This window comes from Mycolicibacterium moriokaense (assembly GCF_010726085.1).
GTDB lineage: Bacteria > Actinomycetota > Actinomycetes > Mycobacteriales > Mycobacteriaceae > Mycobacterium > Mycobacterium moriokaense.
The window spans coordinates 3,107,237-3,129,727 of the sequence record NZ_AP022560.1 but is presented as its reverse complement, the minus strand read 5'-3'; the positions used below and the strand labels follow the sequence as shown (position 1 = coordinate 3,129,727).

The window sequence follows — 22,491 nt, the reverse complement described above, 5'->3', positions numbered from 1 at the left end:
CGTGATTAGACGTCGTCCTCCCCGATCCGGTGTACGTGGATCAGATTGGTGGAGCCTACTGTGCCCGGCGGCGCGCCCGCGATGATGACCACCAGGTCGCCCCGCTTGTAGCGCCCGAGCTCGAGCAATGACTTGTCGACCTGCCGGATCATTCCATCCGTGGTCTGGATGTGCGGCACGATGAACGTCTCCGTGCCCCAGCTCAGCGCGAGCTGGCTGCGGACCTCGGGCAGCGACGTGAAGGCCAGCAGCGGCAGCGGTGTGTGCAGACGCGCGAGCCGACGCACCGTGTCGCCGGACTGGGTGTAGGCCACGAGGGCCTTGGCATCCAACCGCTCGCCGATGTCGCGGGCCGCGTAGGAGATCACACCGCGTTTGGTGCGGGGCACGTGCGTGAGCGGCGGCACCACGACGGAGTTCTCCTCGACCGCCTTGACGATTCGTGCCATGGTCCGCACCGCTTCGAGCGGGTACTTGCCGACCGATGTCTCACCCGAGAGCATCACGGCGTCCGCACCGTCGAGCACCGCGTTAGCGACGTCAGACGCCTCAGCGCGGGTGGGCCGGGAGTTCTCGATCATCGACTCGAGCATCTGGGTCGCGACGATGACGGGTTTGGCGTTCTCCCTTGCCATTTGGATGGCGCGCTTCTGCACCAGCGGAACTTCTTCGAGCGGCAGCTCGACGCCCAGATCGCCGCGGGCGACCATGATCGCATCGAAAGCCAGCACGATCGCCTCGAGATTGTCGATGGCTTCGGGTTTCTCGAGCTTGGCGATGACCGGCACCCGCCTGCCCACGCGGTCCATGACCTCGTGCACGAGTTCGATGTCGGCAGGCGATCGCACGAACGACAGTGCGACCAGGTCGACGCCGACCTGCAGAGCGAACTCGAGATCCTCGACGTCCTTCTCCGACAACGCAGGCGCCGACACGTTCATGCCGGGTAGCGACATCCCCTTGTTGTTGCTGACCTTGCCGCCCTCGGTGACGGTGCACACCACGTCGTTGCCCTCGATGCGGTCGACGATGAGACCGACGTTGCCGTCGTCGACGAGCACGCGGTCGCCGGGAGCGGCGTCCTCAGCCAGTCGCTTGTATGTGGTGGACACCCGGTCGTGGGTGCCCTCGCAGTCGTCGACCGTGATGCGCACCGTCTCGTCCTCGACCCATTCGGTGGGTCCGTCCTTGAACCGGCCGAGCCTGATCTTGGGGCCCTGCAGGTCGGCGAGGATGCCGACGGCGCGCCCGGTCGCGTCGGAGGCGGCGCGCACCCGCTTGTAGTTGGCTTCGTGATCGGCGTATTCACCGTGGCTGAAGTTCAGTCGCGCGACGTCCATTCCCGCCGTGACCAGTGCCTTCACCGCATCATCAGTCGCGGTCGCCGGGCCGAGGGTACAGACGATCTTCCCGCGTCTATTCACGGTTGCGAGCATAGTCGTTGATCGATTCAGACGACGGCCAGCGGCAACGCGCCCGGAACCACCGGTGCGGGCAGATCCGACTCCCCCATCAGGTATTTGTCGACGGCGTGGGCCGCGCTGCGGCCTTCCGCGATAGCCCACACGATCAACGAGGCACCGCGGTGCGCATCACCACACACGAACACGCCGGGCGCGTCGGTCTGCCAGTCCGATCCGCACGGCACGGTGCCGCGTCGGTTGAGCTTAAGACCGAGCCCGTCCAGCAGCGGCATGTGCTCGACGCCTTCGAAGCCGATCGCCAGCAGGGCGAGGTCGCACGGCACTTCCAGCGACTCGCCGACCGGCGTGATGATCCGGCGACCGTCAGCGTCGCGTTCGACCTTCACCTCGGCGATCTCCATCGCCCGAAGGCGTCCCTGCTCGTCACCGAGGAAGCGTTGTACCGCCACTTCGTAGCGGCGGTGGCCGCCTTCGGCGTGTGCGGGCGACAGCCGCGTACGCAGCACGATCGGCCACATCGGCCACGGCGAGCGGGATTCGTCGCGATACTCCGGCGGCTCCGGGTTGTAGTCCAGCTGCGTGACCGATGCCGCGCCCTGGCGGTGTGCGGTGCCCAGACAGTCGGCCCCGGTGTCGCCGCCGCCGATGATCACGACGTGCCTACCGGCCGCCGAGATCGGACTGGGTCCGTCGCCCTCGCACTCCTTGTTCGCGGGCACCAGATGGTCCATGGCGAGGTGAACGCCCTTGAGCGATCGGCCTTCCACGTCGTTGTCGCGCGCCCGCAATGCGCCGACCGCGAGCACCACGGCGTCATACTGCTGCCTGAGTTGCTCGACGGGCAGATCCACGCCGACTTCACATTCGGTGACGAAACGTGTTCCCTCGGCGCGCATCTGGGCCAGCCGCTGGTTCAGCGTGGCCTTCTCGAGCTTGTACTCCGGGATGCCGTAGCGCATCAGGCCGCCGATGCGGTCGTCGCGCTCATACACGGTGACGTCGTGGCCGGCCCGCGTGAGCTGTTGTGCCGCAGCCAATCCGGCAGGTCCGGATCCGACGATGGCCACCTTGCGGCCCGTCGCGATGGCCGCGGGTTGCGGTTCGACAATCCCGTCCATCCAGGCCTGGTCGGCGATGGTCTGTTCGATGCGTTTGATCGTGACGCTGCCGCCGGTGCGCTCCTCGCCGATCGACAACACACACGCCGCCTCGCACGGCGCGGGACACAATCGTCCGGTGAACTCCGGGAAGTTGTTGGTCGCGTGCAGGCGATCGCTCGCCGCATCCCAGCGGCCGCGCCGCACCAGGTCGTTCCATTCCGGAATCAAGTTGCCGAGCGGGCAGCCCGCACTTCCGGAGTGGCAGAACGGGATTCCGCAATCCATGCACCGTCTAGCCTGCTGGGAGACCTCGCCGGCGCGCTCGTGCGGATCCTGCTGTTCGTAGACCTCGCGCCAGTCGCCGACACGCTCATCGACGGCCCGCTTGGCGGCTTCGACTTTGGGAACCTTGAGAAAACCTGTCGGATCAGCCACGGCTTGCCTCCATGATCGCAGTGTCGACGTCCCGGCCCTCGCGCTTGGCGACCAGCGTTGCCTCCAGCACACGCTGGTAGTCGCGCGGCATGACCTTGGTGAACTGCGCACTGCGCCTTGGCCAGTCGGACAACACGCTGGCGGCCAACGTGCTTCCGGTGAATCTCGCATGTGTGGCGATGACCTCGTGCAGCCACGTCAGGTCCTCGGGTTCGAGGCGCTGCAACTCGACCATCTCCGTGTTGACCTTCTTCGGATCGAGGGCCAACACGAACGCGATGCCGCCGGACATGCCCGCGGCCATGTTGCGGCCCGTCTTACCGAGGATCACCACGCGGCCGCCGGTCATGTACTCACAGGCGTGATCGCCGACGCCCTCGACGACGGTCAGCGCCCCGGAGTTGCGAGCGGCGAACCGCTCGCCGACCCGGCCCCGCAGGTAGAGCTCGCCGGACGTGGCGCCGAACAACAGGGTGTTGCCCGCGATCACGTTGTCCTCGGGCAGGAACAGGACGTCATCGGGCGGCCTGACGATCACCCGGCCACCGGACAGCCCTTTGCCCACGTAGTCGTTGGCATCGCCGACCAGCTCCAACGTGATGCCGGGCGGCAGGAAGGCCCCGATCGACTGGCCTGCCGAACCGGTCAGCGTGACATGAATCGTGTTGTCGGGCAGTCCCTCAGCGCCGTAGCGCCGGGTGACCTCGGATCCGAGCAGTGTGCCGACGGTGCGGTTGACGTTGCGCACGGGCAGTTCCAGCCTGACCGGATGCGCGTCCTCGAGGGCGCCCTCGGCTAGCTGGATGAGGGTGCGGTCCAGGGCTTCGTCGAGACCGTGATCCTGGTCCCTGGTGCGGCGGCGCTCGCCGTATCGACCTTCGGGCACCGCGAAAATCGGGGTCAGGTCCAGCCCCTTGCTCTTCCAATGGGCGACGCCCTCATCGGTGTCCAGCATCTCCGCGTGGCCGACGGCCTCGTCGATGCTGCGGAACCCGAGCTCGGCGAGGTACCGGCGGATGTCCTCGGCGATGAACCGGAAGAAGTTCTCGACGAACTCCGGTTTGCCGTTGAATCGCGCCCTCAGTTCGGGGTTCTGCGTCGCCACGCCGACGGGGCAGGTGTCGAGGTGACAGACCCGCATCATGATGCAGCCCGACACGATCAGCGGCGCGGTGGCGAAACCGAACTCCTCGGCGCCGAGCAGTGCGGCGACGATGACGTCGCGGGCGGTGCGCATGCCGCCGTCGCACTGCACCGTGATGCGGTCGCGTAAACCGTTGAGCATCAACGTCTGTTGCGTATCGGCCAGGCCGATCTCCCACGGGATACCAGCATGCTTGAGGCTGGTGAGTGGCGCCGCGCCGGTGCCGCCGTCGTACCCGGAGATCAGCACGACGTCGGCGTGCGCCTTGGAGACACCCGCCGCGACCGTGCCCACGCCGACACTGCTGACGAGCTTGACGTGGATGCGCGCGTCGGCGTTGGCGTTCTTCAGATCGTGGATCAGCTGGGCCAGGTCCTCGATCGAATAGATGTCGTGGTGCGGCGGCGGTGAGATCAGACCGACACCCGGTGTCGAGTGCCGGGTCTTGGCGATGTTGGGATACACCTTGTAGCCCGGAAGCTGGCCGCCCTCACCGGGTTTCGCGCCCTGAGCCATCTTGATCTGGATGTCGGTGGCGTTGACGAGGTAATCGCTGGTGACGCCGAAGCGGCCCGAGGCGACCTGCTTGACGGCGCTGCGCCGACGCGGGTCGTAGAGGCGGTCGGTGTCCTCGCCGCCCTCCCCGGAGTTGGACCGGCCGCCGAGGTTGTTCATCGCTATGGCCATGGTCTCGTGTGCCTCGGCGGAGATGGAGCCGTAGCTCATCGCACCGGTGTTGAACCGCGTGACGATCGAGTCGACGGACTCGACCTCCTCCAGCGGGACGGGCGGGCGCAGCTTCTTGAAGCCGAACAGCCCGCGCAGGGTGCCGCCCTCCCGACAGAGACGGTCCACCTCGTCGGAGTACTGCTTGAAGATGTCGTAGCGACCGGTGCGGGTCGAGTGCTGCAGCAGGAACACCACTTCGGGAGTGAACAGATGCAGTTCGCCCTCGCGGCGGAACGCGTATTCACCGCCGACCTCGAGCCGCCGGTGCACCCGCTCGGTCGGGTTCTCCGGGTACGCCCGCCGGTGCCTGAGCTTGACCTCTTCGGCGAGCACCTCCAGCCCGACCCCACCGAGCTGGCTCGGCGTGCCGGTGAAGTACTCGTCGATGACGTGCCTGTCGATGCCGATCGCTTCGAAGCACTGCGCGGCGGTGTACGAGGCGACGGTCGAGATACCCATCTTGCTCATCACCTTCATCACGCCCTTGCCGAGCGCCTTGAGGTAATTGCGCACGGCGGCGGCGGGTTCGATGCCGGTGAGCTCGCCCTCGCGGACGAGGTCTTCGATGGACTCGAACGCCAGATAGGGGTTGACCGCGGCGGCACCGAAGCCGATGAGCATCGCGATGTGATGCACCTCCCGCGCGTCGCCACTCTCGACCACCAGCGCGACGTTGGTGCGCTCCTTGGTGCGGACCAGGTGGTGGTGCACGGCCGACACGGCCAGCAGCGACGGAATCGGCGCTCTGGTGTGGTCGGAGTCGCGGTCGGAGATGACCAGTGTGCGTGCGCCTTTGGCGATCGCGTCGCACGCGCGCAGCCGCAGGTCCTCCAACGCTTCCGCCAGGCCCTCGCCGCCCCGCTCGACGTCGTACAGCGCCTTCAGCACCGCGGTCCGCAGTCCGCCGTGCTCGCCGTCGTCGTTGATGTGGACGATCTTGTTGAGTTCGTCGTTGTCGAGCACGGGCCAGCGCAGCACGATCTGGCGGCAGGACGCCGCGGTCGGCTCGAGCAGGTTCTGCTCCGGGCCCATGACGCGGGCCATCGAGGTGACGACCTCCTCGCGGATGGCATCCAACGGCGGGTTGGTCACCTGCGCGAAGAGTTCGACGAAGTAGTCGTAGAGCAGCCGGGACCGCTGGGACAGCACCGCGGCCGGGGTGTCGGTGCCCATGGAGCCCAGTGGTTCGTTGCCCGAGGCCGCCATCGGGGTGAGCAGGATGCGCAGATCCTCCTCGGTGTAGCCGAAGGCGATCTGGCGGCGCACGACGGACTCGTGGTTCGGCTGGATGCGCACCCGGTCGGGCAGCGTCTTGAGGTCGAGGAGCCCGGAATGCAGCCACTCACCGTACGGCTGCTGTACGGCGAGGGATTCCTTGATCTCGTCGTCGGACACGATGCGCCCGGCGGCGGTGTCGATGAGGAACATCTTTCCCGGCTGCAGCCGGCCCTTGGCGACGATCTGCGCGGAGGGCACGTCGAGCACGCCGCTCTCGCTGGCGAGGATGATCCGGTCGTCAAGGGTGCGCCACCAGCGGCCGGGCCGTAATCCGTTGCGGTCCAACACCGCTCCGACGAGAGTGCCGTCGGTGAAGGTGACGCAGGCCGGACCGTCCCACGGCTCCATCAGTGAGGCGTGGAACTGCCAGAAGGCCCGTTCGGCGGGGTCCATGGCGGTGGCGTTCTCCCACGCCTCGGGGATCATCATCAGCACCGCATGCGGCAGGCTGCGTCCGCCCAGGTGCAGGAGTTCGAGCACTTCGTCGAACGATGCCGAGTCCGACGCCTCCGGCGTGCAGATCGGTGAGAGCCGGGACAGGTCGCCGGGAATCTTGGAGCTGGCGAGCATGGCCTCGCGGGCGTGCATCCGGTTGCGGTTGCCGCGCACGGTGTTGATCTCGCCGTTGTGCGCGACGAAGCGGAAGGGATGCGCCAGCGGCCACGAGGGGAACGTGTTGGTCGAGAAGCGGCTGTGCACGATCGCGATCGCACTGCGACAGCGTTCGTCACGCAGATCCGGAAAGTATTGGGGCAACTGGATTGTGGTGAGCATGCCCTTGTAGACCATGGTGCGGCTGGACAGCGACGGGAAGTAGACACCGTTACGTTCGGCGCGCTTGCGCATCGGATAGACACGACGATCGAGATCGATGCCGCCGACCTGCTGCGGTGAGGTGACGAACAGCTGCTCCATGTGCGGCATACAGCCGAGCGCCGTCGCGCCGACCTCGGCGCCAACCGGGTCGGTGGGCACCTCGCGCCAGCCGAGCACGGTCAACCCCTCCTCGGCGGCGATCGCTTCGACGTGTGCGCGCGCGGCGGCGCGGGCATCGGAGTCCTGCGGCAGGAAGCAGATGCCTGCCGCGAAGGTGCTGGCGCCGTCGGCGGTGGGCTCCGGCAGCTCGAAGTCGACCACCTCGCGCAGCAGTTCCACCGGCAGCTGGATCAGGATGCCTGCCCCGTCGCCGCTGTTGGGTTCGGCGCCCGCAGCCCCACGGTGTTCGAGATGTTCCAAGGCAACCAGCCCGTCGACGACGATGGCGTGGGATCGGCGGCCCTGAATGTCCGTGATCATGGCGACGCCACACGAGTCGGACTCGTTGGCGGGGTCGTACAAACCCTGGGGCTCGGGGAAAGCCGAATATTGCATCGAGGAAAGTACCTCCACAGTCCGGGGAAATCATGGCCCGGGACTGCACCGGCCCGAATGTCGATTGTATCAGCGCGGCAAAGCGGCTACCCGTCGAGAACGGTCGGGACCAGCGGGAACCCCGGCAGATTGCGCACGACCGTCCAGGTGAGCGCGATGCCGAGGATGACGACGGCGGCAACCGGCGTCATCCAGGGCTTTCCGCTGCGCCGACGCACCAGATACCAGGCCAGCAGCAACGGCAGACCGACCAGGGCGACGACGTTGTCGACTACGGCGGCGGCCAGGTCGCCGTGCAGCACGTCGTGGACCATCCGCATGCCGCCGCAGCCCGGGCAGTACAGGCCCGTGATCGCGTAGAACGGGCACGGCCAGAACACGAAGCCCGGCGAATGGGGATCGCCGATGCCGATGTAGGCCAGCGCACCCACAGCCACGGCGCCCGTCCCGAGCGCGGTGTACAGCCGTCCCCGGTTGGGGGCCGTGCTAAGTGCCATCGCGCAGAGGGCGTCCCTCGGAGTCGCGCACCTTGTCGGTGAAGATCAGCACCGCGTCGACGATGCCCCAGATGATGGCACCGAGACCGCAGGTCACGAGGCCGACGATGAGCTGGGCGACGCCGAGCCCGGTCTGGCCGATGTACATGCGGCCGATGCCGACGATCCCGAACAGCCCGAGCAGCTGCAGCAGGCCGGCGATCACCTTTGACTTGTCCGAGAACGGCTCACCCGTCAGCGGGTGCCTGCCGAAGGGCGCGCTGGGATCCGCGTAGGGCTGGGGATACTGGCCTGCCGGCGGCGGATACTGCGGTGCGTAGCCAGGCGGGGGCGGCGGCGTTGGCTGGCTTCCAGATTCGCTACCACTGAACTGCGGCTCAGTCATGGCCACCAGCATGCCAGAACTCACGGCGATTGCTTCCGGTTTGGCGGCTGACCAGGCGCAGAATGTCGACCAATCCGTCGACAGGCACGGACGGGTCCACCGAGCGAATAAAGGCCAGCGGCTCGATCTTCCTGCAGTAGGCCACCGCGAAGTTCAACGACGACGTCGCACGGGCGCTGGGACCCACCGTGTGGAATACCGGTTGTAAGACAATGACCGCGATGCTGAGCCGGCCCGATGATCGCGACTTTCACATTCAGAAGGGCGGCGGCCTGTAATTGGCGGCGAGCCAGGCTCGGTGTTGGCGCTCTTCTTCTGCGATCAGTTCGGTGCGTTCGCGTCGTTCGGCGTTGATGCGGTCCCGACGGTCCTGGGCACGAGTTTGTGTGCGCCGCGGCATCCTCGCCGCGCGGTCGGCCTCCGGATCGGGGATGTGCGGCGGAAGGTCCAGATCCCCGGTAGGGGTGGCGAGCGTGGGGAACATCGCCCCACCATGCGACTCGGTCGAGTAGACGTGTCCGGTCGGTGAGGTCAACACCACGGTGCCATCGGACAACTGCCGATCGCTCCATCCGCCAAAAGTCTTGAGCAGATGGTGAATCCGGCAGTAGTGCTTGGCGTTCGACGGATGCGTCCGCCCCCACGGGTACGGCACCGTGTGGTCGACATCGGACTTCTCAGCCGGCTTGTCGCAGCCCGGCCAACGGCACGTCAGATCCCGCCACTGCAGGAACTCCTTGTTCTTCGCGCTGGGCCGATACCCCGGATCCGGGGCCAGATCAGAGGGAACCGCCAGCGGCTTCAGTGTGGCCGTCTTCGCCACCTGACGTACGCATTCGGCGGGCAGGATCCCGAACCCGGCCAGATACCCCGGCTTATCATTCCTCCCATCAAGGGTGGCCTGTTCGGTCAGCACATGAATCACCGCCGCCTTGGCGTTGGCCTGTACCGCGGCCGCCGCGCAGTCCTCACGCCCACACAAGCACGCCAGGACGGCTTCTTGGCGACCCAATGCGCCACAGGCATCGGCGCGACGCCGCTCCGCCGAGCGCGGATCATGCTCGCACACCGTGGCGGCCAAGGCATCCAGCCGTGCACTGAACGCCGCGGCATCGGTGGCACGCAACTGGCCAGACAGCCACGCCATGCCCGGGCTGCCCGGCCCAGTCGCGACGTAACGGTTGTCCTCGACCTTGGGCGGCACACGTACACCGGCGGAATCGAACTCGGCGACAAACTTATCGATCCGATCACGCAGTTTCGGGCCCGAGAGCTTCATCCACTTCTCGACCCGCGCCGCCAAGGCCTCATCCAGATCCGGCATCACCGCGTCCTCGACGTTGGTGGTGCGGTTGACGATCATCGACACCATCCGCATGTCGATGGTCCCGCGCACGAACACCTTGGCCACCGCTGGCAACCGGTACGCCAACGCACACGCGAACTGCACCTGCCCCACCGCGCGGGCATGGCTGATGTTCTGCACCGCCGACACCTCCGCGGCCACCGCCGCACAGTTGTCAATGACACACCAATCCAACTCAGCCAACGCCGACTCACGCCGGACAAACAGCTCGGCCACGATCAATAATCGCTGCGCAATGCACGTCGACTCCTCCCGAGTCGCCTCACCCATCACCGCGATGAGCTCCGCATCCGACGCCCGATCATCGAACATGTGTTCGAGTATAACCAACTCCACTGACTCGTTGACTCATCAGAAATGCGCGCGAAGGGCCATTCGGCGCCGGGGCCCGACGAGTTTGCCCGTCGAATTCACAACCTGCCCCTGAGCCGATCTCGATACGACCGGCCGTCGGGGTCGTACGTCAGCCGATACACAGGCTCGGCCCACAGCCGCGTGAACACGCCGGGGCGTTCGGCCCGGTGCGGCCGCAGTCGGCCCGGCGGCCTCGGGCCCCGACGGCCGGATGCGTACCACTGTTCCAAGCGTTCTGCCGATTGCACGATTTCGTTTACCGCGGTGGCCGGATCGACCAGGCCACGGTCGTCGCTGCCGTCGTCGGCGCGGTCGAGGTGCTCGCGCAGCAGCCGCAGTCGCAGATCCCGTGCGAAGTCGCCCTCGGTGTCGAGCACGGCACACGTCAGTTCGCTGTCATGCGTCCACGAACGGCGGTTGAGATTGTCGCTGCCCACGCAGGACCAGACGTCGTCGATGACGCACACCTTGGCATGTACGTACACCGGTGTGCCCTCGGCGTTTTCGACGTCGAACACGTGCACCCGCTCCGGGCTGACCGCATGACACGTCTCGAGCGCCTGCCAGCGTCCGATGAGGTTGGGCGGCAGCTCGAGCCGGCCGTCGACGTCGGGATGGCGCGGGATGACCGCCACCAGATGCAGGTCCGGATTGTCGGCGAGCGCGCGGGCGAACAATTTGGCCACCCGCTTCGACCAGAGGTATTGGTCCTCGACGTAGATCAACCGGCGGGCGCGCGGCACCACCTTGTTGTAGGCGCGGGCGATGCTGCGCTCCCCGCGCGGCGCGAAGTCGTATTCGAAATGCGCGTCGGGGTAGGTGCGCAGCACCTGAACGACATGCGGCCCACACGGTGGCGGATCCGGCGGCTGGTCCGGCAACGGATCGGCATTCATGTCGGCCCCGCCTAGCCTGTCCCGCAGCCACGCCAGCGGATTGAGCATGTCCAGCGACGCGGGGTCGTTCCAGCGCTCCCGGAACGTCGTATCGAGGGCACCCACGGCCGGCCCCTGTACCCGCAGTTGTACGTCATGCCACGGCGGATGCTCCGCCGTACCGCTTGGCCATCTGCACGGCCTGCGGATCGCCGCGGTGCGACGCGTCATCACGGCGGGAATGGCACAGATCGATACCACCTGCGAACGCGACGTCCCGCTCCGGTGCGCCGGGATGCCTGATGACGACCAGCTTCTGATGGTGCGACCCGCCGATGCGCACGCGCTGATCGAGCAGCACCTCGCCACCAGCGCGCTCGATCGCCTCGCCGAGGTGGCGGTTCTCCTCCTCGCTGTAGGCGAGCTTGTCCAGATGCGACCGCCACACCAAACCCTTGACCACGACGCCGCGTTCGGCTGCGCGGCAGAACAAGTCGCGGATCGTCGGGCCGCCGTCGCGCAGCTTCTGGTCGGGGTCGCCTCGCCAATCCGTGAAGAACAGATGATCGCCCGTGCTCAGCGCTTCCACTTCGGTCACCAGCTGGTCGAAGTACGTCGAGCCGTGAATCAGCGGCTCGGCGAGATTGCCTTCGCACCAGGCGGGTATCGCGGAATCTGGATTGCCGCGTTCCTCGTCGGTGAGAAACCAGTCCGCGATGTTCATGGCCCGCGCCGCAACAGCCGGTCGGCGTAGGACCGTCCGTCCGGGTCGAAGATCACGCGGTAGGCGGGTTCGGCCCACAGCCGCGTCAGTGGGTCGACGCGCTCGACCTCGTGTGGTCGCAGCCTGCCCGGCGGACGCGGTCCTCGACAACCGGTGTCGTGCCAGTCCTCCAAAGCCTTTGCAGAGGCGATGATTTCGTCGACCGCCGCGGCCGGGTCGTCGAGCCCGCCGTCCTCGCTACCGTCTGCGGCGCGATCGAGATGTTCGCGTAGCAGCCGCAACCGGATGTCCCGCGCGAACGCACCGTCGTCGTCCAGCACCGCGCACGCCAACTCGCTGTCGTGCGTCCACGACCGCCGGTTGAAGTTGGCGCTGCCGACACAGGCCCAGGTGTCGTCGATGACACACACCTTTGAATGCACGTATACCGGTGTGCCCTCATGGTTTTCGACGTCAAAAAGGTGCACCCGCCCCGGGGCGGCGCGCCGGCACGCCTCGACGGCGAGCTGGCGGCCGAGCAGGGTCGGCGGCCGGCCGAAGCCACCCTCGAGATCGAAATACCGTGGCACGACGGCCACCAGATGCAGCTCCTGGTTGGCGGTCAGCGCCTCCACGAGCAGCGTGGCCACCTCCTCCGACCACAGGTATTGGTCCTCGAGGTAGATCAACTGCCGCGCGCGCCTGACCGCCTTGGTGTAGCCGCGGGCGATGGTGCGCTCACCGCCCTTGGCGAACTCGTACTGGATCAGCGCGTCGCCGTAGGTCCGCAGCACCTGTACCGCATGTGGCCCGCACGGCGGCGGATCAGGCGGCTGTTCCGGCAACGGATGCCGTGCCGCGGTCGTGCCGACGAACCTGTTGCGCAGCCACGCCAGCGGATTGAAGAGATCCAGCGGCGCCCTGGCCGTCCAGCGCTCCCGAAACGTGGTGTCCAGCGCGCCGACGACGGGACCGCGCAGCTGCAGCTGCACGTCGTGCCACGGCGGGCGCTCACCGTAACGTCGCGACATCTCCACCGTCTGCGGATCACCGCGGTGCGACTCGCCGTCGCGGCGGGAATGGCACAGGTCGATACCGCCGATGAAGGCGACGTCACGCGAAGGCTCGTCGGCGTGGCGCAGCAGGACCAGTCGCTGATGGTGCGACCCGCCGAGCAGAACCCGCTGGTCGAGCAGCACTTCCCCACCGGCGCGCTCGATCGCCTCGCCGAGGTGGCGGTTCTGCTCCTCGTTGAACTGCAGCCTGTTCGGGTAGGACCGCCACATCAGTCCCTTGACCAGCACACCGCGCTCGACCGCGGAACGGAACAACTGGGCGACCGTCGGCCCGTTCTCGCGCAGCCGCTGGTCGGCGTCGCCGCGCCAGTCGGCGAAGAACAGGTGGTCTCCGGCGCGCAGCTGGTCCACTTCGGCGACGAGGCGGTCGAAGTACGACGCCCCGTGGATGAGGACCTCCGCCTGATTACCCTCACTCCACGCAGGCAGCCGCCAATCCGGATTGCCGCGTTCACCTGACGTGAGAAACCATTCGGCCAGGACAGACACGCAGTGGAGTGCCCGTTTGTGGGCTGGTTTACGCACCGCGGACGTGTGCGAAGATCCCGGCATGCCCGTTGTCCGGCGCCTCCTCGTCGCGCTTTGCGTCCTCGCCCTGACCGCCGGGTGCGCCCCTGGGACCCTGCCCGGCGAAACGACGACGACAACGACCGGCACCGACACCACCAAGGCCGACGAGGTGATGCGCGTCGTCCGCGAGACGATGGCCTCCGAGCACCTGAAGGCTGTCATCGTCCGGGTCACCATCGACGGCAAGGAGATCGTCACCGACGCGGAGGGCGAGTCGATGACCGGTGTGCCCGCGACGCCCCGCATGCATTTCCGCAACGGCGCGGTGGCCATCTCCTACGTCGCCACCCTGCTGCTCAAGCTCGTCGACGAACAGAAGGTGAGTCTCGACGACAAACTGTCCAAGTACCTGCCGCAGATCCCGAACGCCGACCGCGTCACGCTGGGGCAGTTGGCCCAGATGACCTCGGGCTACGTCGATTACGTCATCGGCAACACCAAGATGAACGATGCGGTCTATGCCAATCCGTTCCGGCGCTGGACGGTGCACGAGCTGCTGCAGTTCGCCGTGTCGCAGCCGCTGCTGTATGAGCCCGGCACCAACTGGAATTACGCACATACCGACTATCTGTTGCTCGGTCTCGCGCTGGAGAAGGCAACGGGCGAAGAGATGTCGAAGCTGCTGTCGGAGAAGGTGCTTCGCCCGCTCGGGTTGGCCAACACCGTCAGCTCGCTGACGCCCGAGATACCGGAGCCCGTCCTGCACGCGTTCTCCTCCGAACGTCGCGCATTCCTCAAGATCCCCCCGGGCACACCGTTTTACGAGGAAAGCACCTTCTGGGATCCGTCGTGGACCATCACCCACGGGGCGATTCAGACCACCGACATCTACGACATGGAGGCGACGGCGGTCGGCATCGGTTCGGGCCGGCTGCTGTCGTCGGACTCGTACCAGAAGATGACGTCCACCGACCTGCGCGGCAAGACCCGCAGACAACCTGGCTGCGCCACCTGTGAGCCGTTGGACGATGTCTACACCTACGGCCTCGGCATCGTCATCTCGGGCAACTGGTTGCTGCAGAACCCGATGCTGGCGGGATTCTCTGCGGTCGAGGCCTACCTGCCCGAGCAGAAGATCGCCATCGCCGTCGCCACCACCTACCTGCCCGAGGCGTTCGACGATCAGGGCGACTACACCAATGTCGCGGACATCCTGTTCCGCAGGATCGGCGCCGTTTTGGCCCCTGACGATGCGCCACCGGTGCGCGAACCGAAATAATGGGAGCATGGCGTCCAAGGTTCTGTTCCTGCACAACGAGCATCTCGCGACCGAGGCGCTGCTAGGCGAGGCGTTTTCGGAGCAGGGCTTCGACGTCGACACCTTCGGGGTCGTTCCCCCGCACCGCGTCAACGATCCCGCTGTGGACGTGACGTTCCCCGATTTCACCGGCTACGACGTCGTCGTGCCGCTCGGTGCACGGTGGCCGGTCTACGACGAAGCGCTGCGTCGCGCCTGGGTGGACACCGAGATGCAGCTGGTGCGCGACGCCGCCGACGCGGGCGTGGCGCTGCTCGGCGTGTGCTTCGGCGGCCAGCTGCTGGCCCAGGCGTTCGGCGGGTCAGTGGCGCGGTCACCGCAGCCCGAGATCGGTTGGTACGACGTCACGAGCGACCGTCCGGACCTGATCCCAGCCGGACCGTGGTTCCAGTGGCACTTCGACCGGTGGACCCTGCCGCCCGGCGCCACCGAGATCGCCCGTACCGAGAATGCCTCCCAGGCCTTCCTGCTTGGCCGTGCCCTGGCCCTGCAGTTCCACCCAGAGGTCGACCTTCCCCTGCTGGAGCTGTGGCTGGCCGACGATCGCGACGGCGAAGTCGTCGGCTTCGGACACACCCATGACGAATTACTCTCCTGGACAAAGGAACTTGCCGATGATGCGGCAACGCGGGTGCGAAACCTGGTGCGCGGCTTCGTGACTCACGTCGTCCGTCAGCCGTGCCCCAGTTCGTGAGCGAGCGCACCGTCGATCTCGGGATGCCGGAAGCGATGGCCCACGATGTCGAGCTTGGTGGGCGCCACCCGCTGGTTGGCCTCTGCCAGCTCTCGTGAACCCTGCTCTCCCAACAGTATTCGCGGTCCCAGCGAAGGCACGGGCAGCACCGCCGGACGACGCAGTACGCGCGCGAGAGCCTTGGTGTAGTCGGCATTGCGCACCGGCGTGGGGGCGACGGCGTTGACCGGTCCGGACAGCCGCGCGTCGTACAGCGCCCGGTAGTAGACGTCGAGGAGGTCGTCCAACACGATCCAGGACAGCCACTGACGTCCGCTGCCGACGCGCCCACCCAGTCCGGCGGCGAACAGCGGGCGCAGCAGACGCAGGGTGCCGCCGCGGGCGGACTGCACGATTCCGGTCCTTACGTTGACCACCCGCAGTCCCGCGTCCGCAGCGGGCGCGGTGGCCGCCTCCCAGTCCGCGACGACATCGGCGAGGAACCCGTCGCCGCGCACGCTGTCCTCGCAGAGCACGGCGTCACCACGGTCGAACCCGTAGATACCGATGGCCGAGGCGCAGACGAACGGCCCGGCGAAGGACCCGGCGGCCGCGACCTCGGCCAGCCGACGGGTCGGGTCGATCCGGCTGCTGCGGACGGCCTCCTTGTGCGCGGCCGTGAACCGGCCCGCGATCGAGGCCCCCGCAAGATGCACCACGGCGTCGACCCCCGACAGCAGGTCGGCGGCGGGGCGGTCGGGATCCCACTGTCGCTCGTCCGCAGACCGCGGAGCATGGCGGACCAACCGGATCACCCGGTGCCCGCCGGTGCTCAGGAACGCCGTCAACGCCGTGCCGACCAGGCCGTTCGCGCCGGTGACTGCCACGACGAGGGGGCGCAGGCCCGCCTCGCGCGCGTCGCGATGGGCGGCCAGGTCATCGGCGAGCTGCCGATGCCGGTAGACGAACATCGGCCGCAGCGCGGCGGCCGGCACCGGTGCCTCGATGCGGTCGTACACCCGCGTTCCCGACGCAACCTGCTCGAATTCGTGCGTATGCGTCCAGCGTCCGACGATCCGGGGAGGCCAGGACCGCGGACCTTCCGACGACAGCACGTCGACGAAGCGGTGCGGCGGGTCGAATCTGCTGGCGTCGTGCTGCGCCACCCAGCGCAACCCGCCGGGCAGCCCGAGCACCGCGCGGCCGTCGGCCAGCGAATCGGTCTCGGCCAGCACCTTCATCGGCTGCCATGGCGGCACCAGGCGTCGCATGGCACCGCGTCGCGCGTGCCAGTCGAACACCTCGCTCAGTGGATGGTCGACGACGCTTTCGTACTCGATGCCCACATACGGATATTCGCAGCCGCGGCCGTGACGGATTGGCACCAGGCTGGGTACCCACGGTCGTAGGCTGAAATTGCGGAGAAAGCGATGAGCGGATTGCGCGGTCTGACCCGCCGCGGCGCGGGTCGTGTGTTCCGGGACCGCCGGGAAGCCGGCGACATCCTGGCGCAGAAGTTGGCGTCCTACCGCGACAGGGACGATCTGTTGGTGTTGGGCCTGGCGCGCGGTGGCGTCCCGGTCGGCTGGCAGGTCGCGCACGCTCTCCACGCGCCGCTCGACGTGTTCCTGGTCCGCAAGCTCGGTGTCCCGCAATGGCAGGAACTCGCGATGGGCGCGTTGGCGTCCGGCGGCGGCGTGGTGATCAACGACAACCTGGTGCGCAGCCTCGGTATCGGCGAGGACCAGATCCAGGAAGCCACCGACCGCGAAACCGAGGAGCTACACCGACGCGAAAGCGCCTACCGGGGAGACCGACCGCCGATCGACGTGGCCGGTAAGACGGTGATCCTGGTCGACGACGGAATCGCCACCGGCGCCAGCATGCTCGCCGCGGTGCGCGCGGTGAAAGCCGAGGCGCCGAGTGCGGTGGTGGTCGCGGTGCCCGTCGGCCCGCCGTCGGCATGTCGTGAGCTGGCCGGCGAAGCCGACGACGTGGTGTGCGCGATGATGCCACCGGGATTCGAGGCAGTGGGTCAGGTGTTCGAGGATTTCCACCAGGTCAGCGACGACGAAGTACGCGAATTGCTCGCGACCCCAACGGTTTAGCGATTGGTGTCGTCGCTGGAGATGTCGTCGGCCTGCTCGACGACCGTCGTCTCGGCGTCGTAATCGGGTTCCGGATCGGCGGCCGATTCCTCGGGGTATTCCTCGTCGAACTCCGCGACCCCATCTGGGCCGGGCTCAGGTTCTTCCGGTTCTTTCTTCGAGCGATCGCGCACCGCATCCACGATCAGCAGCAGCACACCGATCACACTCGCCGCGATACACACCCAAGCGATCAGCTCATTGCTGGTGACGACAGCGGTCACCAATGCGGCAAGACCGATGACTGCGAGCACAAGAGCAACGATCAACATCGGTCAACCCCGGAGTCGTTGGGACGCGGACTAAAACGTAAGTGTCTAGTTGTTGCCGCGGTTGAACTGGTTGAAACCGCCGGCCTCGCTGTTGGCGCCGGAGTCCACCGGGGCGGCGGAGCCGCGCTGGCCCAGTTCCTCGAGCTGCGACTCCAGATACGTCTTGAGGCGGGTCCGGTACTCGCGCTCGAAGGTGCGCAGCTGTTCGAGGCGGCCTTCCAGCACCGTGCGCTGCTGGTTGATGGTGCCCATGATCTCGGAATGCTTGCGCTCGGCGTCGGCCTGCAGGGCGTCGGCCTTCTCCTGCGCCTGCCGCAGCTGGGTCTCCGACCGGGTCTGCGCGTCGGCCAGCATGGCGTCCGCGCGCTGACGCGCCTCGGTGACGGTGGTCTCCGCGGTCTGCCGGGCCTCGCTGACGAGGGCATCGGCCTGGGCGCGGGCGTCGGCGAGCATCTTCTCGGACTCGGCCTTGGCGGTTTCGGTCAAGCGGTCGGCAGTGTCCTGGGCCAACGCCAGCACGCGCGCCGCCTTGATCGCCTGATCTTCGTTCGACGAAGGGCTCGCGGGCGCCTCGTAGGCGGGCTGCGGGGTCGGCTCGGGTGTGGGGGCGGCCTCGTATTGCGGTGCGGCCTGCGCCGTTTGTCCTCCGCCACCTGCGGCGGCGAGCTCCTGGTCCAGTTCGGCGACGCGCTGCCGGAGATCGGTGTTCTCCTCGATGAGGCGGGTCAGCTCGTTCTCAACCAGATCGAGGAAGGCGTCGACCTCATCCTCGTTGTAGCCGCGCTTGCCGATGGGTGGCTTGCTGAACGCAACGTTGTGAACGTCGGCTGGTGTGAGCGGCATTGTCTGCCCCCTTGGAGTCTGGACCGTAAACCGATCTCAAAGTGTAAAGCCTCACTGGAACGTAACTGGCGTCCATCCTGTCACACCAGACCCTGCGGTTGCGGAAGAGCCCAATAATTAAGAGCGAATTTCAAAGATCCGCGGTCGGCGTTGAGCGATTCGACTGACGAATATCGACCGCGGCAAACGCCCCGGTTAGCCCGTCGCCGACCAAAGAATCGGCGTCCGGCGGGCGCTTCTCAGACCGCCGCGCCGAATGCCAGCTGCATGCCGATGAACGCCACCAGCAGCAGCACCATGATGGACAGGTCGAAGCGCACGGCACCTATCGTGAGCTGCGGAATCAGCCGGCGCAGCAGCTTCACCGGCGGGTCTGTCAGGGTCATGATCAGTTCCAGGATCACGACTGTCGCTCCCTTGGGCTGCCAGTCACGGGAGAACGAGCGGATGAACTCGACCACGACGCGGGCGATCAGCAGCAGCCAGAACACGAACAGGGCGAAGCCCAGGATGTCGAAGAAGAGCGCCAACTAAGCCGACCTCACTACGTGTGACATTGGATACAGGCACCAACCCGACAACCGATGGCCGGGCGCTGGCGCGCTCCGCCAGCCTACCTGCCTCGTTCACGGACGGCGCCGAGGCTGATCGGCGCCGGCGGTCAGCTACTGATAGGCGTAAAAGCCGGCTTCGGCGATGCGGCGACGTTCCTCGGCCGTGACGTCGATATCGGCGGGCGACAACAGGAAGACCTTGGTGGCGACCTTGTCGAAGGAGCCGCGCAGGGCGAACGCAAGCCCGGCCGCGAAGTCGACCAGCCGCTTGGCGTCGGCGTTGTCCATGGTCACAAGGTCCATGATGACGGGGGTGCCGTCGCGGAACCGCTCACCGATGGTGCGCGCCTCGCTGTAGTCCTTGGGACGCAGCGTGGTGATCTTCGAAAGCGGGCTGCCCGCCTCGAAGAGTTCGGCCATCCGGCGCGGATCCATTGCGAGCGCCCCACGAGTCGAGCCGCGGAGCGCACCCAGCCGCGAGGACGGCCGCTCGAACTCACGCGGACCGCGCAGCCTGCCCTCGAAGCGGTCCTCGTCGCGGTACCCACCGCGGTAGCCGGGACCGTCGTCGTATTCGCGGTCGTCGTAACCGCGCCCGTAGCCGTCGCCGTCGAACCGGTCCTCGAACCGGTCCTCGCGCGAGCGGCGCGAGTAGCCGCGCGAGGTGCCGCGGTCGTCGTCTTCGTAGTACTCGTCCTCGTAGTCATCCATCGGCGCCATACCGAAATACGCCTTGACCTTGTGGAGTGTGCTCATCGCTCGACCCTTCTACCTGTCGCTCTGGTGTCTGTGATGATGATGTGACTGGAGTGACTACTCATGGTGACGTTAGAGGACGTTGTCCCAATAGCGCGGTACCGACACGCACACACGTTGAGCCGTGTTTCACCGCCACCTCGAGATCGCCGGACATTCCTGCGGACAATCCGAGACGCTGGGGGTAGCTGCGCTGGACCCGCGCGAGCTCGGACTGCAAACGGGCGAAGGCCGCGTCGACGTCGGCTTCCAACGGCGGAATGGCCATCAGCCCAACGAACTCCAGCCCCACACCGGCATCGGCGGCGGCGCACAGCTCATCGACGGCCGCGGGGTCACCGATGTCCACACCGCCGCGGTTCGGGTCTCCGTCGAGGCTGACCTGTATATAGATGCGAAGCGGCGCGGCACGATGCCCCTCGTCGAGCGCCTGCGTCGCCGCGCGGTCGAGTGCCTCGACGATGCGCAGGCTGTCGACGGAGTGCGCGGCGTACGCCCACCCGGCTATCGAGCGCGCCTTATTGCGCTGGATCCGGCCGACCATGTGCCAGCGAATGGGAGCACCGCCCACAAGATTGGCGACTTCGGCGGTTTTGTTCACGGCTTCCTGCTCGCGTGATTCGCCAAAAGCGTCGCAACCCAATTGGTGCAGAATTGCCACATCGGTGGCCGGGAAGAATTTGGTAACCGGGAGTAATTCGATTTCATCGGAATTGCGCCCGGCGGCCTCGGCCGCCGCGGACAGCCGGGCCCGGATCGCGGTCAGCGCATCCGCTAATTCGGTTTCGCGAGTCGCCACAGTGCTGGTCATTCCATCCACACCAGGGACGCCAGCCGACCCGTCGGCGCATCGCGGCGGTGGCTGAACAGATTGCGGTCCTCGACCGTGCAACGAGGGTCGATGTCGATCGCCGTGATCCCCAAATCCGTTAACTGCCTGGCGATTCCGGCCCGCAGATCCAAGCCGGGGGTCTTTTTGGCCGTGGTGGTGCGACTGCCAGGAAGGGTCGTCTCCACCTCCTCGGCCATCGCCGCGGGAACCTCGTAATTGCGCCCGCTCACCGACGGACCGAGCAACACCGAGATGTCCTCGACGTGTGCGCCGACGTCGAGCATCGCCTCAACGGTGCGCAGCACGACACCGTTCTGCGCGCCCACCCGTCCGGCGTGAGCGGCGCCCACCACTCCCGCGCGCGCATCGCCGAGCAAGACCGGCACACAATCGGCGGTCACCACCGCCAAGGCCAATCGCGGTGTGGTGGTGACCAACGCATCGGCGTCGTCGACGGGTGAGCCCGGGTGTTCGTCGACGACGACGACCCGATCGCCGTGCACCTGGTTCATCCACACCACACCGTCATCGCCCAGCCCTATCGCCGCGGCGAGCCGCTTACGATTAGCGGCCACTGCGGCGGGGTCGTCGCCGACGTGATCGCCGAGGTTGAAGGTGTCGAACGGCGGTGCGGACACGCCACCGGCGCGGGTGGTGGTCACGCGGCGAATACGAACACTCACGTCCGCCAGTATCGCTGCGACGTCAGTGGCGCATGAACGGCGGCACATCGACGTCGTCGTCGTCGTCCCCGCCGATGCTCACCGTGGCGCCGTTGGTGTGCACGGGCACACTGACGGCGTCGGCCGGCTCGAACAGCTGTGAGGTCACCTTGCCCGCGGAACCCGAGGCAATCGTCTGACCCGAGCTGACCACCGGCTTACGCCCCGGCCCTTGCGAGTCGAATCCCGCGGCGATCACGGTGACACGGACCTCGTCGCCAAGCGAGTCGTCGATGACGGTGCCGAAGATGATGTTGGCGTCGGCGTGCGCAGCCTCCTGGACCAGCGAGGCCGCCTCGTTGATCTCGAACAGGCCGAGGTCACTGCCGCCGGCCACCGACAGCAGCACGCCCTGGGCGCCCTCCATCGAGGCCTCGAGCAGCGGCGAGTTGATCGCGATCTCGGCGGCCTTGAGCGCTCGCCCGTCGCCGCGCGCCGACCCGATGCCCATCAAGGCCGTGCCCGCCCCGCTCATCACGCCCTTGACGTCGGCGAAGTCGACGTTGATCAGGCCGGGAGTGGTGATCAGGTCGGTGATGCCCTGCACGCCGTTGAGCAGCACCTCGTCGGCGCTTCGGAAGGCGTCCATCAGCGACACCGCGGCATCCCCCATCTGCAGCAGACGGTCATTGGGGATGACGATCAGGGTGTCGCAGCTCTCGCGCAGCGCGACGATGCCGGCCTCGGCCTGGTTGCTACGGCGCTTGCCTTCGAAGGAGAACGGCCGCGTGACCACACCGACGGTCAACGCACCCAGCTTGCGCGCGATCGTCGCGACGACGGGCGCGCCACCGGTACCGGTGCCACCGCCCTCGCCCGCGGTGACGAACACCATGTCGGCGCCTCGCAGCAGTTCCTCGATGTCGTCCTTGGCGTCCTCGGCGGCCTTACGCCCGACCTCGGGGTCGGCGCCGGCGCCGAGCCCGCGCGTGGAGTCGCGGCCGACGTCGAGCTTGACGTCGGCATCGCTCATCAACAACGCCTGCGCGTCGGTGTTGATGGCGATGAACTCAACGCCCTTGAGGCCCTGCTCGATCATCCGGTTGACGGCGTTGACGCCGCCGCCGCCGATGCCGACGACCTTGATCACGGCGAGGTAGTTATGCGGGGGGGTCATCGGATCGCCC

The 22,491-nt window shown here is 67.2% G+C and carries 19 protein-coding genes and 1 pseudogene; 3 read left to right on the top strand and 17 right to left on the bottom strand.

The features are described 5' to 3' along the window. Positions 1 to 5: 5 nt before the first annotated feature. From pyk to G6N43_RS15200, 9 genes and pseudogenes are all read right to left on the bottom strand, one after another. A complete protein-coding gene (gene pyk, locus G6N43_RS15240; RefSeq protein WP_083152950.1) occupies positions 6 to 1,424 on the bottom strand; it encodes a pyruvate kinase in 1,419 nt (472 codons plus the stop codon). Positions 1,425 to 1,450: 26 nt separating this feature from the next. Then, positions 1,451 to 2,959, bottom strand: a complete 1,509-nt coding sequence (locus tag G6N43_RS15235; RefSeq protein WP_083152889.1) for a glutamate synthase subunit beta — start codon at positions 2,957 to 2,959, stop codon at positions 1,451 to 1,453. Further along, positions 2,952 to 7,481 (bottom strand): glutamate synthase large subunit, encoded by a 4,530-nt coding sequence (gene gltB / locus G6N43_RS15230; RefSeq protein WP_083152951.1) that lies wholly within the window; start codon positions 7,479 to 7,481, stop codon positions 2,952 to 2,954. Before gltB ends, G6N43_RS15235 begins: the two co-directional genes overlap by 8 nt. Positions 7,482 to 7,567: 86 nt before the next feature. Beyond that, positions 7,568 to 7,978, bottom strand: a complete 411-nt coding sequence (locus G6N43_RS15225; protein WP_083152890.1) for a DUF2752 domain-containing protein — start codon at positions 7,976 to 7,978, stop codon at positions 7,568 to 7,570. Then, on the bottom strand, positions 7,968 to 8,363 hold the full coding sequence (locus G6N43_RS15220; RefSeq protein WP_083152952.1) for an NINE protein: 396 nt from the start codon (positions 8,361 to 8,363) through the stop codon (positions 7,968 to 7,970). Before G6N43_RS15220 ends, G6N43_RS15225 begins: the two co-directional genes overlap by 11 nt. Beyond that, entirely contained in the window at positions 8,356 to 8,550 is a 195-nt protein-coding gene (locus G6N43_RS15215) for a hypothetical protein (protein ID WP_163658121.1), read from the bottom strand. The genes G6N43_RS15220 and G6N43_RS15215 overlap by 8 nt, the downstream gene beginning before the upstream one ends. A gap of 69 nt (positions 8,551 to 8,619) precedes the next feature. Beyond that, positions 8,620 to 10,041, bottom strand: coding sequence for an HNH endonuclease signature motif containing protein (locus tag G6N43_RS15210; RefSeq protein ID WP_083152891.1), 1,422 nt, complete (start codon positions 10,039 to 10,041; stop codon positions 8,620 to 8,622). A gap of 98 nt (positions 10,042 to 10,139) precedes the next feature. Further along, positions 10,140 to 11,682: pseudogene (locus tag G6N43_RS15205) on the bottom strand (phospholipase D family protein). After that, positions 11,679 to 13,226 carry a phospholipase D family protein gene (locus G6N43_RS15200; RefSeq protein WP_234810120.1) on the bottom strand — a complete coding sequence of 516 codons (1,548 nt, stop codon included), beginning with the start codon at positions 13,224 to 13,226 and terminating at the stop codon, positions 11,679 to 11,681. Before G6N43_RS15200 ends, G6N43_RS15205 begins: the two are co-directional and overlap by 4 nt. Before the next feature lie 61 nt (positions 13,227 to 13,287). Between G6N43_RS15200 and G6N43_RS15195 the strand changes: the two genes are divergently transcribed. Both G6N43_RS15195 and G6N43_RS15190 read left to right on the top strand, forming a co-directional pair. After that, on the top strand, positions 13,288 to 14,526 hold the full coding sequence (locus G6N43_RS15195; protein WP_083152893.1) for a serine hydrolase domain-containing protein: 1,239 nt from the start codon (positions 13,288 to 13,290) through the stop codon (positions 14,524 to 14,526). 7 nt (positions 14,527 to 14,533) lie between these two features. Further along, on the top strand, positions 14,534 to 15,259 hold the full coding sequence (locus G6N43_RS15190) for a type 1 glutamine amidotransferase (RefSeq protein ID WP_083152894.1): 726 nt from the start codon (positions 14,534 to 14,536) through the stop codon (positions 15,257 to 15,259). Here the strand turns inward: G6N43_RS15190 and G6N43_RS15185 are convergent. Then, the gene (locus G6N43_RS15185) at positions 15,238 to 16,584 is read right to left on the bottom strand and encodes a TIGR01777 family oxidoreductase (RefSeq protein ID WP_083152895.1); all 1,347 of its coding nucleotides are present in this window, start codon (positions 16,582 to 16,584) and stop codon (positions 15,238 to 15,240) included. The genes G6N43_RS15190 and G6N43_RS15185 overlap by 22 nt on opposite strands. Positions 16,585 to 16,668: 84 nt before the next feature. Between G6N43_RS15185 and G6N43_RS15180 the strand changes: the two genes are divergently transcribed. Beyond that, positions 16,669 to 17,346 carry a phosphoribosyltransferase gene (locus G6N43_RS15180; RefSeq protein WP_083152896.1) on the top strand — a complete coding sequence of 226 codons (678 nt, stop codon included), beginning with the start codon at positions 16,669 to 16,671 and terminating at the stop codon, positions 17,344 to 17,346. Here G6N43_RS15180 and G6N43_RS15175 read toward each other — a convergent pair. From G6N43_RS15175 to ftsZ, 7 genes are all read right to left on the bottom strand, one after another. Next, positions 17,343 to 17,657, bottom strand: coding sequence for a hypothetical protein (locus G6N43_RS15175; RefSeq protein WP_083152897.1), 315 nt, complete (start codon positions 17,655 to 17,657; stop codon positions 17,343 to 17,345). The genes G6N43_RS15180 and G6N43_RS15175 overlap by 4 nt on opposite strands. Before the next feature lie 45 nt (positions 17,658 to 17,702). Continuing rightward, on the bottom strand, positions 17,703 to 18,500 hold the full coding sequence (gene wag31, locus G6N43_RS15170) for a DivIVA-like cell division protein Wag31 (RefSeq protein ID WP_083152898.1): 798 nt from the start codon (positions 18,498 to 18,500) through the stop codon (positions 17,703 to 17,705). Between the two features lie 239 nt (positions 18,501 to 18,739). Continuing rightward, on the bottom strand, positions 18,740 to 19,030 hold the full coding sequence (locus tag G6N43_RS15165; RefSeq protein WP_083152899.1) for a YggT family protein: 291 nt from the start codon (positions 19,028 to 19,030) through the stop codon (positions 18,740 to 18,742). A gap of 135 nt (positions 19,031 to 19,165) precedes the next feature. Next, entirely contained in the window at positions 19,166 to 19,810 is a 645-nt protein-coding gene (locus G6N43_RS15160; protein ID WP_083152900.1) for a cell division protein SepF, read from the bottom strand. A gap of 61 nt (positions 19,811 to 19,871) precedes the next feature. Continuing rightward, positions 19,872 to 20,621 carry a YggS family pyridoxal phosphate-dependent enzyme gene (locus tag G6N43_RS15155; protein WP_083152901.1) on the bottom strand — a complete coding sequence of 250 codons (750 nt, stop codon included), beginning with the start codon at positions 20,619 to 20,621 and terminating at the stop codon, positions 19,872 to 19,874. After that, entirely contained in the window at positions 20,618 to 21,325 is a 708-nt protein-coding gene (gene pgeF / locus G6N43_RS15150; protein WP_179968010.1) for a peptidoglycan editing factor PgeF, read from the bottom strand. Before pgeF ends, G6N43_RS15155 begins: the two co-directional genes overlap by 4 nt. Before the next feature lie 22 nt (positions 21,326 to 21,347). After that, positions 21,348 to 22,481, bottom strand: a complete 1,134-nt coding sequence (ftsZ, locus tag G6N43_RS15145; RefSeq protein ID WP_083152903.1) for a cell division protein FtsZ — start codon at positions 22,479 to 22,481, stop codon at positions 21,348 to 21,350. Positions 22,482 to 22,491: the final 10 nt, after the last annotated feature.

Coding starts and splice junctions, on each gene's coding strand:
- gltB (WP_083152951.1), bottom strand. CDS start 7,481: ATGCAATATTCGGCTTTCCCCGAGCCCCAGGGTTTGTACGACCCCGCC.
- G6N43_RS15225 (WP_083152890.1), bottom strand. CDS start 7,978: ATGGCACTTAGCACGGCCCCCAACCGGGGACGGCTGTACACCGCGCTC.
- G6N43_RS15220 (WP_083152952.1), bottom strand. CDS start 8,363: ATGACTGAGCCGCAGTTCAGTGGTAGCGAATCTGGAAGCCAGCCAACG.
- G6N43_RS15210 (WP_083152891.1), bottom strand. CDS start 10,041: ATGTTCGATGATCGGGCGTCGGATGCGGAGCTCATCGCGGTGATGGGT.
- G6N43_RS15195 (WP_083152893.1), top strand. CDS start 13,288: ATGCCCGTTGTCCGGCGCCTCCTCGTCGCGCTTTGCGTCCTCGCCCTG.
- G6N43_RS15190 (WP_083152894.1), top strand. CDS start 14,534: ATGGCGTCCAAGGTTCTGTTCCTGCACAACGAGCATCTCGCGACCGAG.
- G6N43_RS15180 (WP_083152896.1), top strand. CDS start 16,669: ATGAGCGGATTGCGCGGTCTGACCCGCCGCGGCGCGGGTCGTGTGTTC.
- G6N43_RS15175 (WP_083152897.1), bottom strand. CDS start 17,657: ATGTTGATCGTTGCTCTTGTGCTCGCAGTCATCGGTCTTGCCGCATTG.
- wag31 (WP_083152898.1), bottom strand. CDS start 18,500: ATGCCGCTCACACCAGCCGACGTTCACAACGTTGCGTTCAGCAAGCCA.
- G6N43_RS15160 (WP_083152900.1), bottom strand. CDS start 19,810: ATGAGCACACTCCACAAGGTCAAGGCGTATTTCGGTATGGCGCCGATG.
- G6N43_RS15155 (WP_083152901.1), bottom strand. CDS start 20,621: ATGACCAGCACTGTGGCGACTCGCGAAACCGAATTAGCGGATGCGCTG.
- ftsZ (WP_083152903.1), bottom strand. CDS start 22,481: ATGACCCCCCCGCATAACTACCTCGCCGTGATCAAGGTCGTCGGCATC.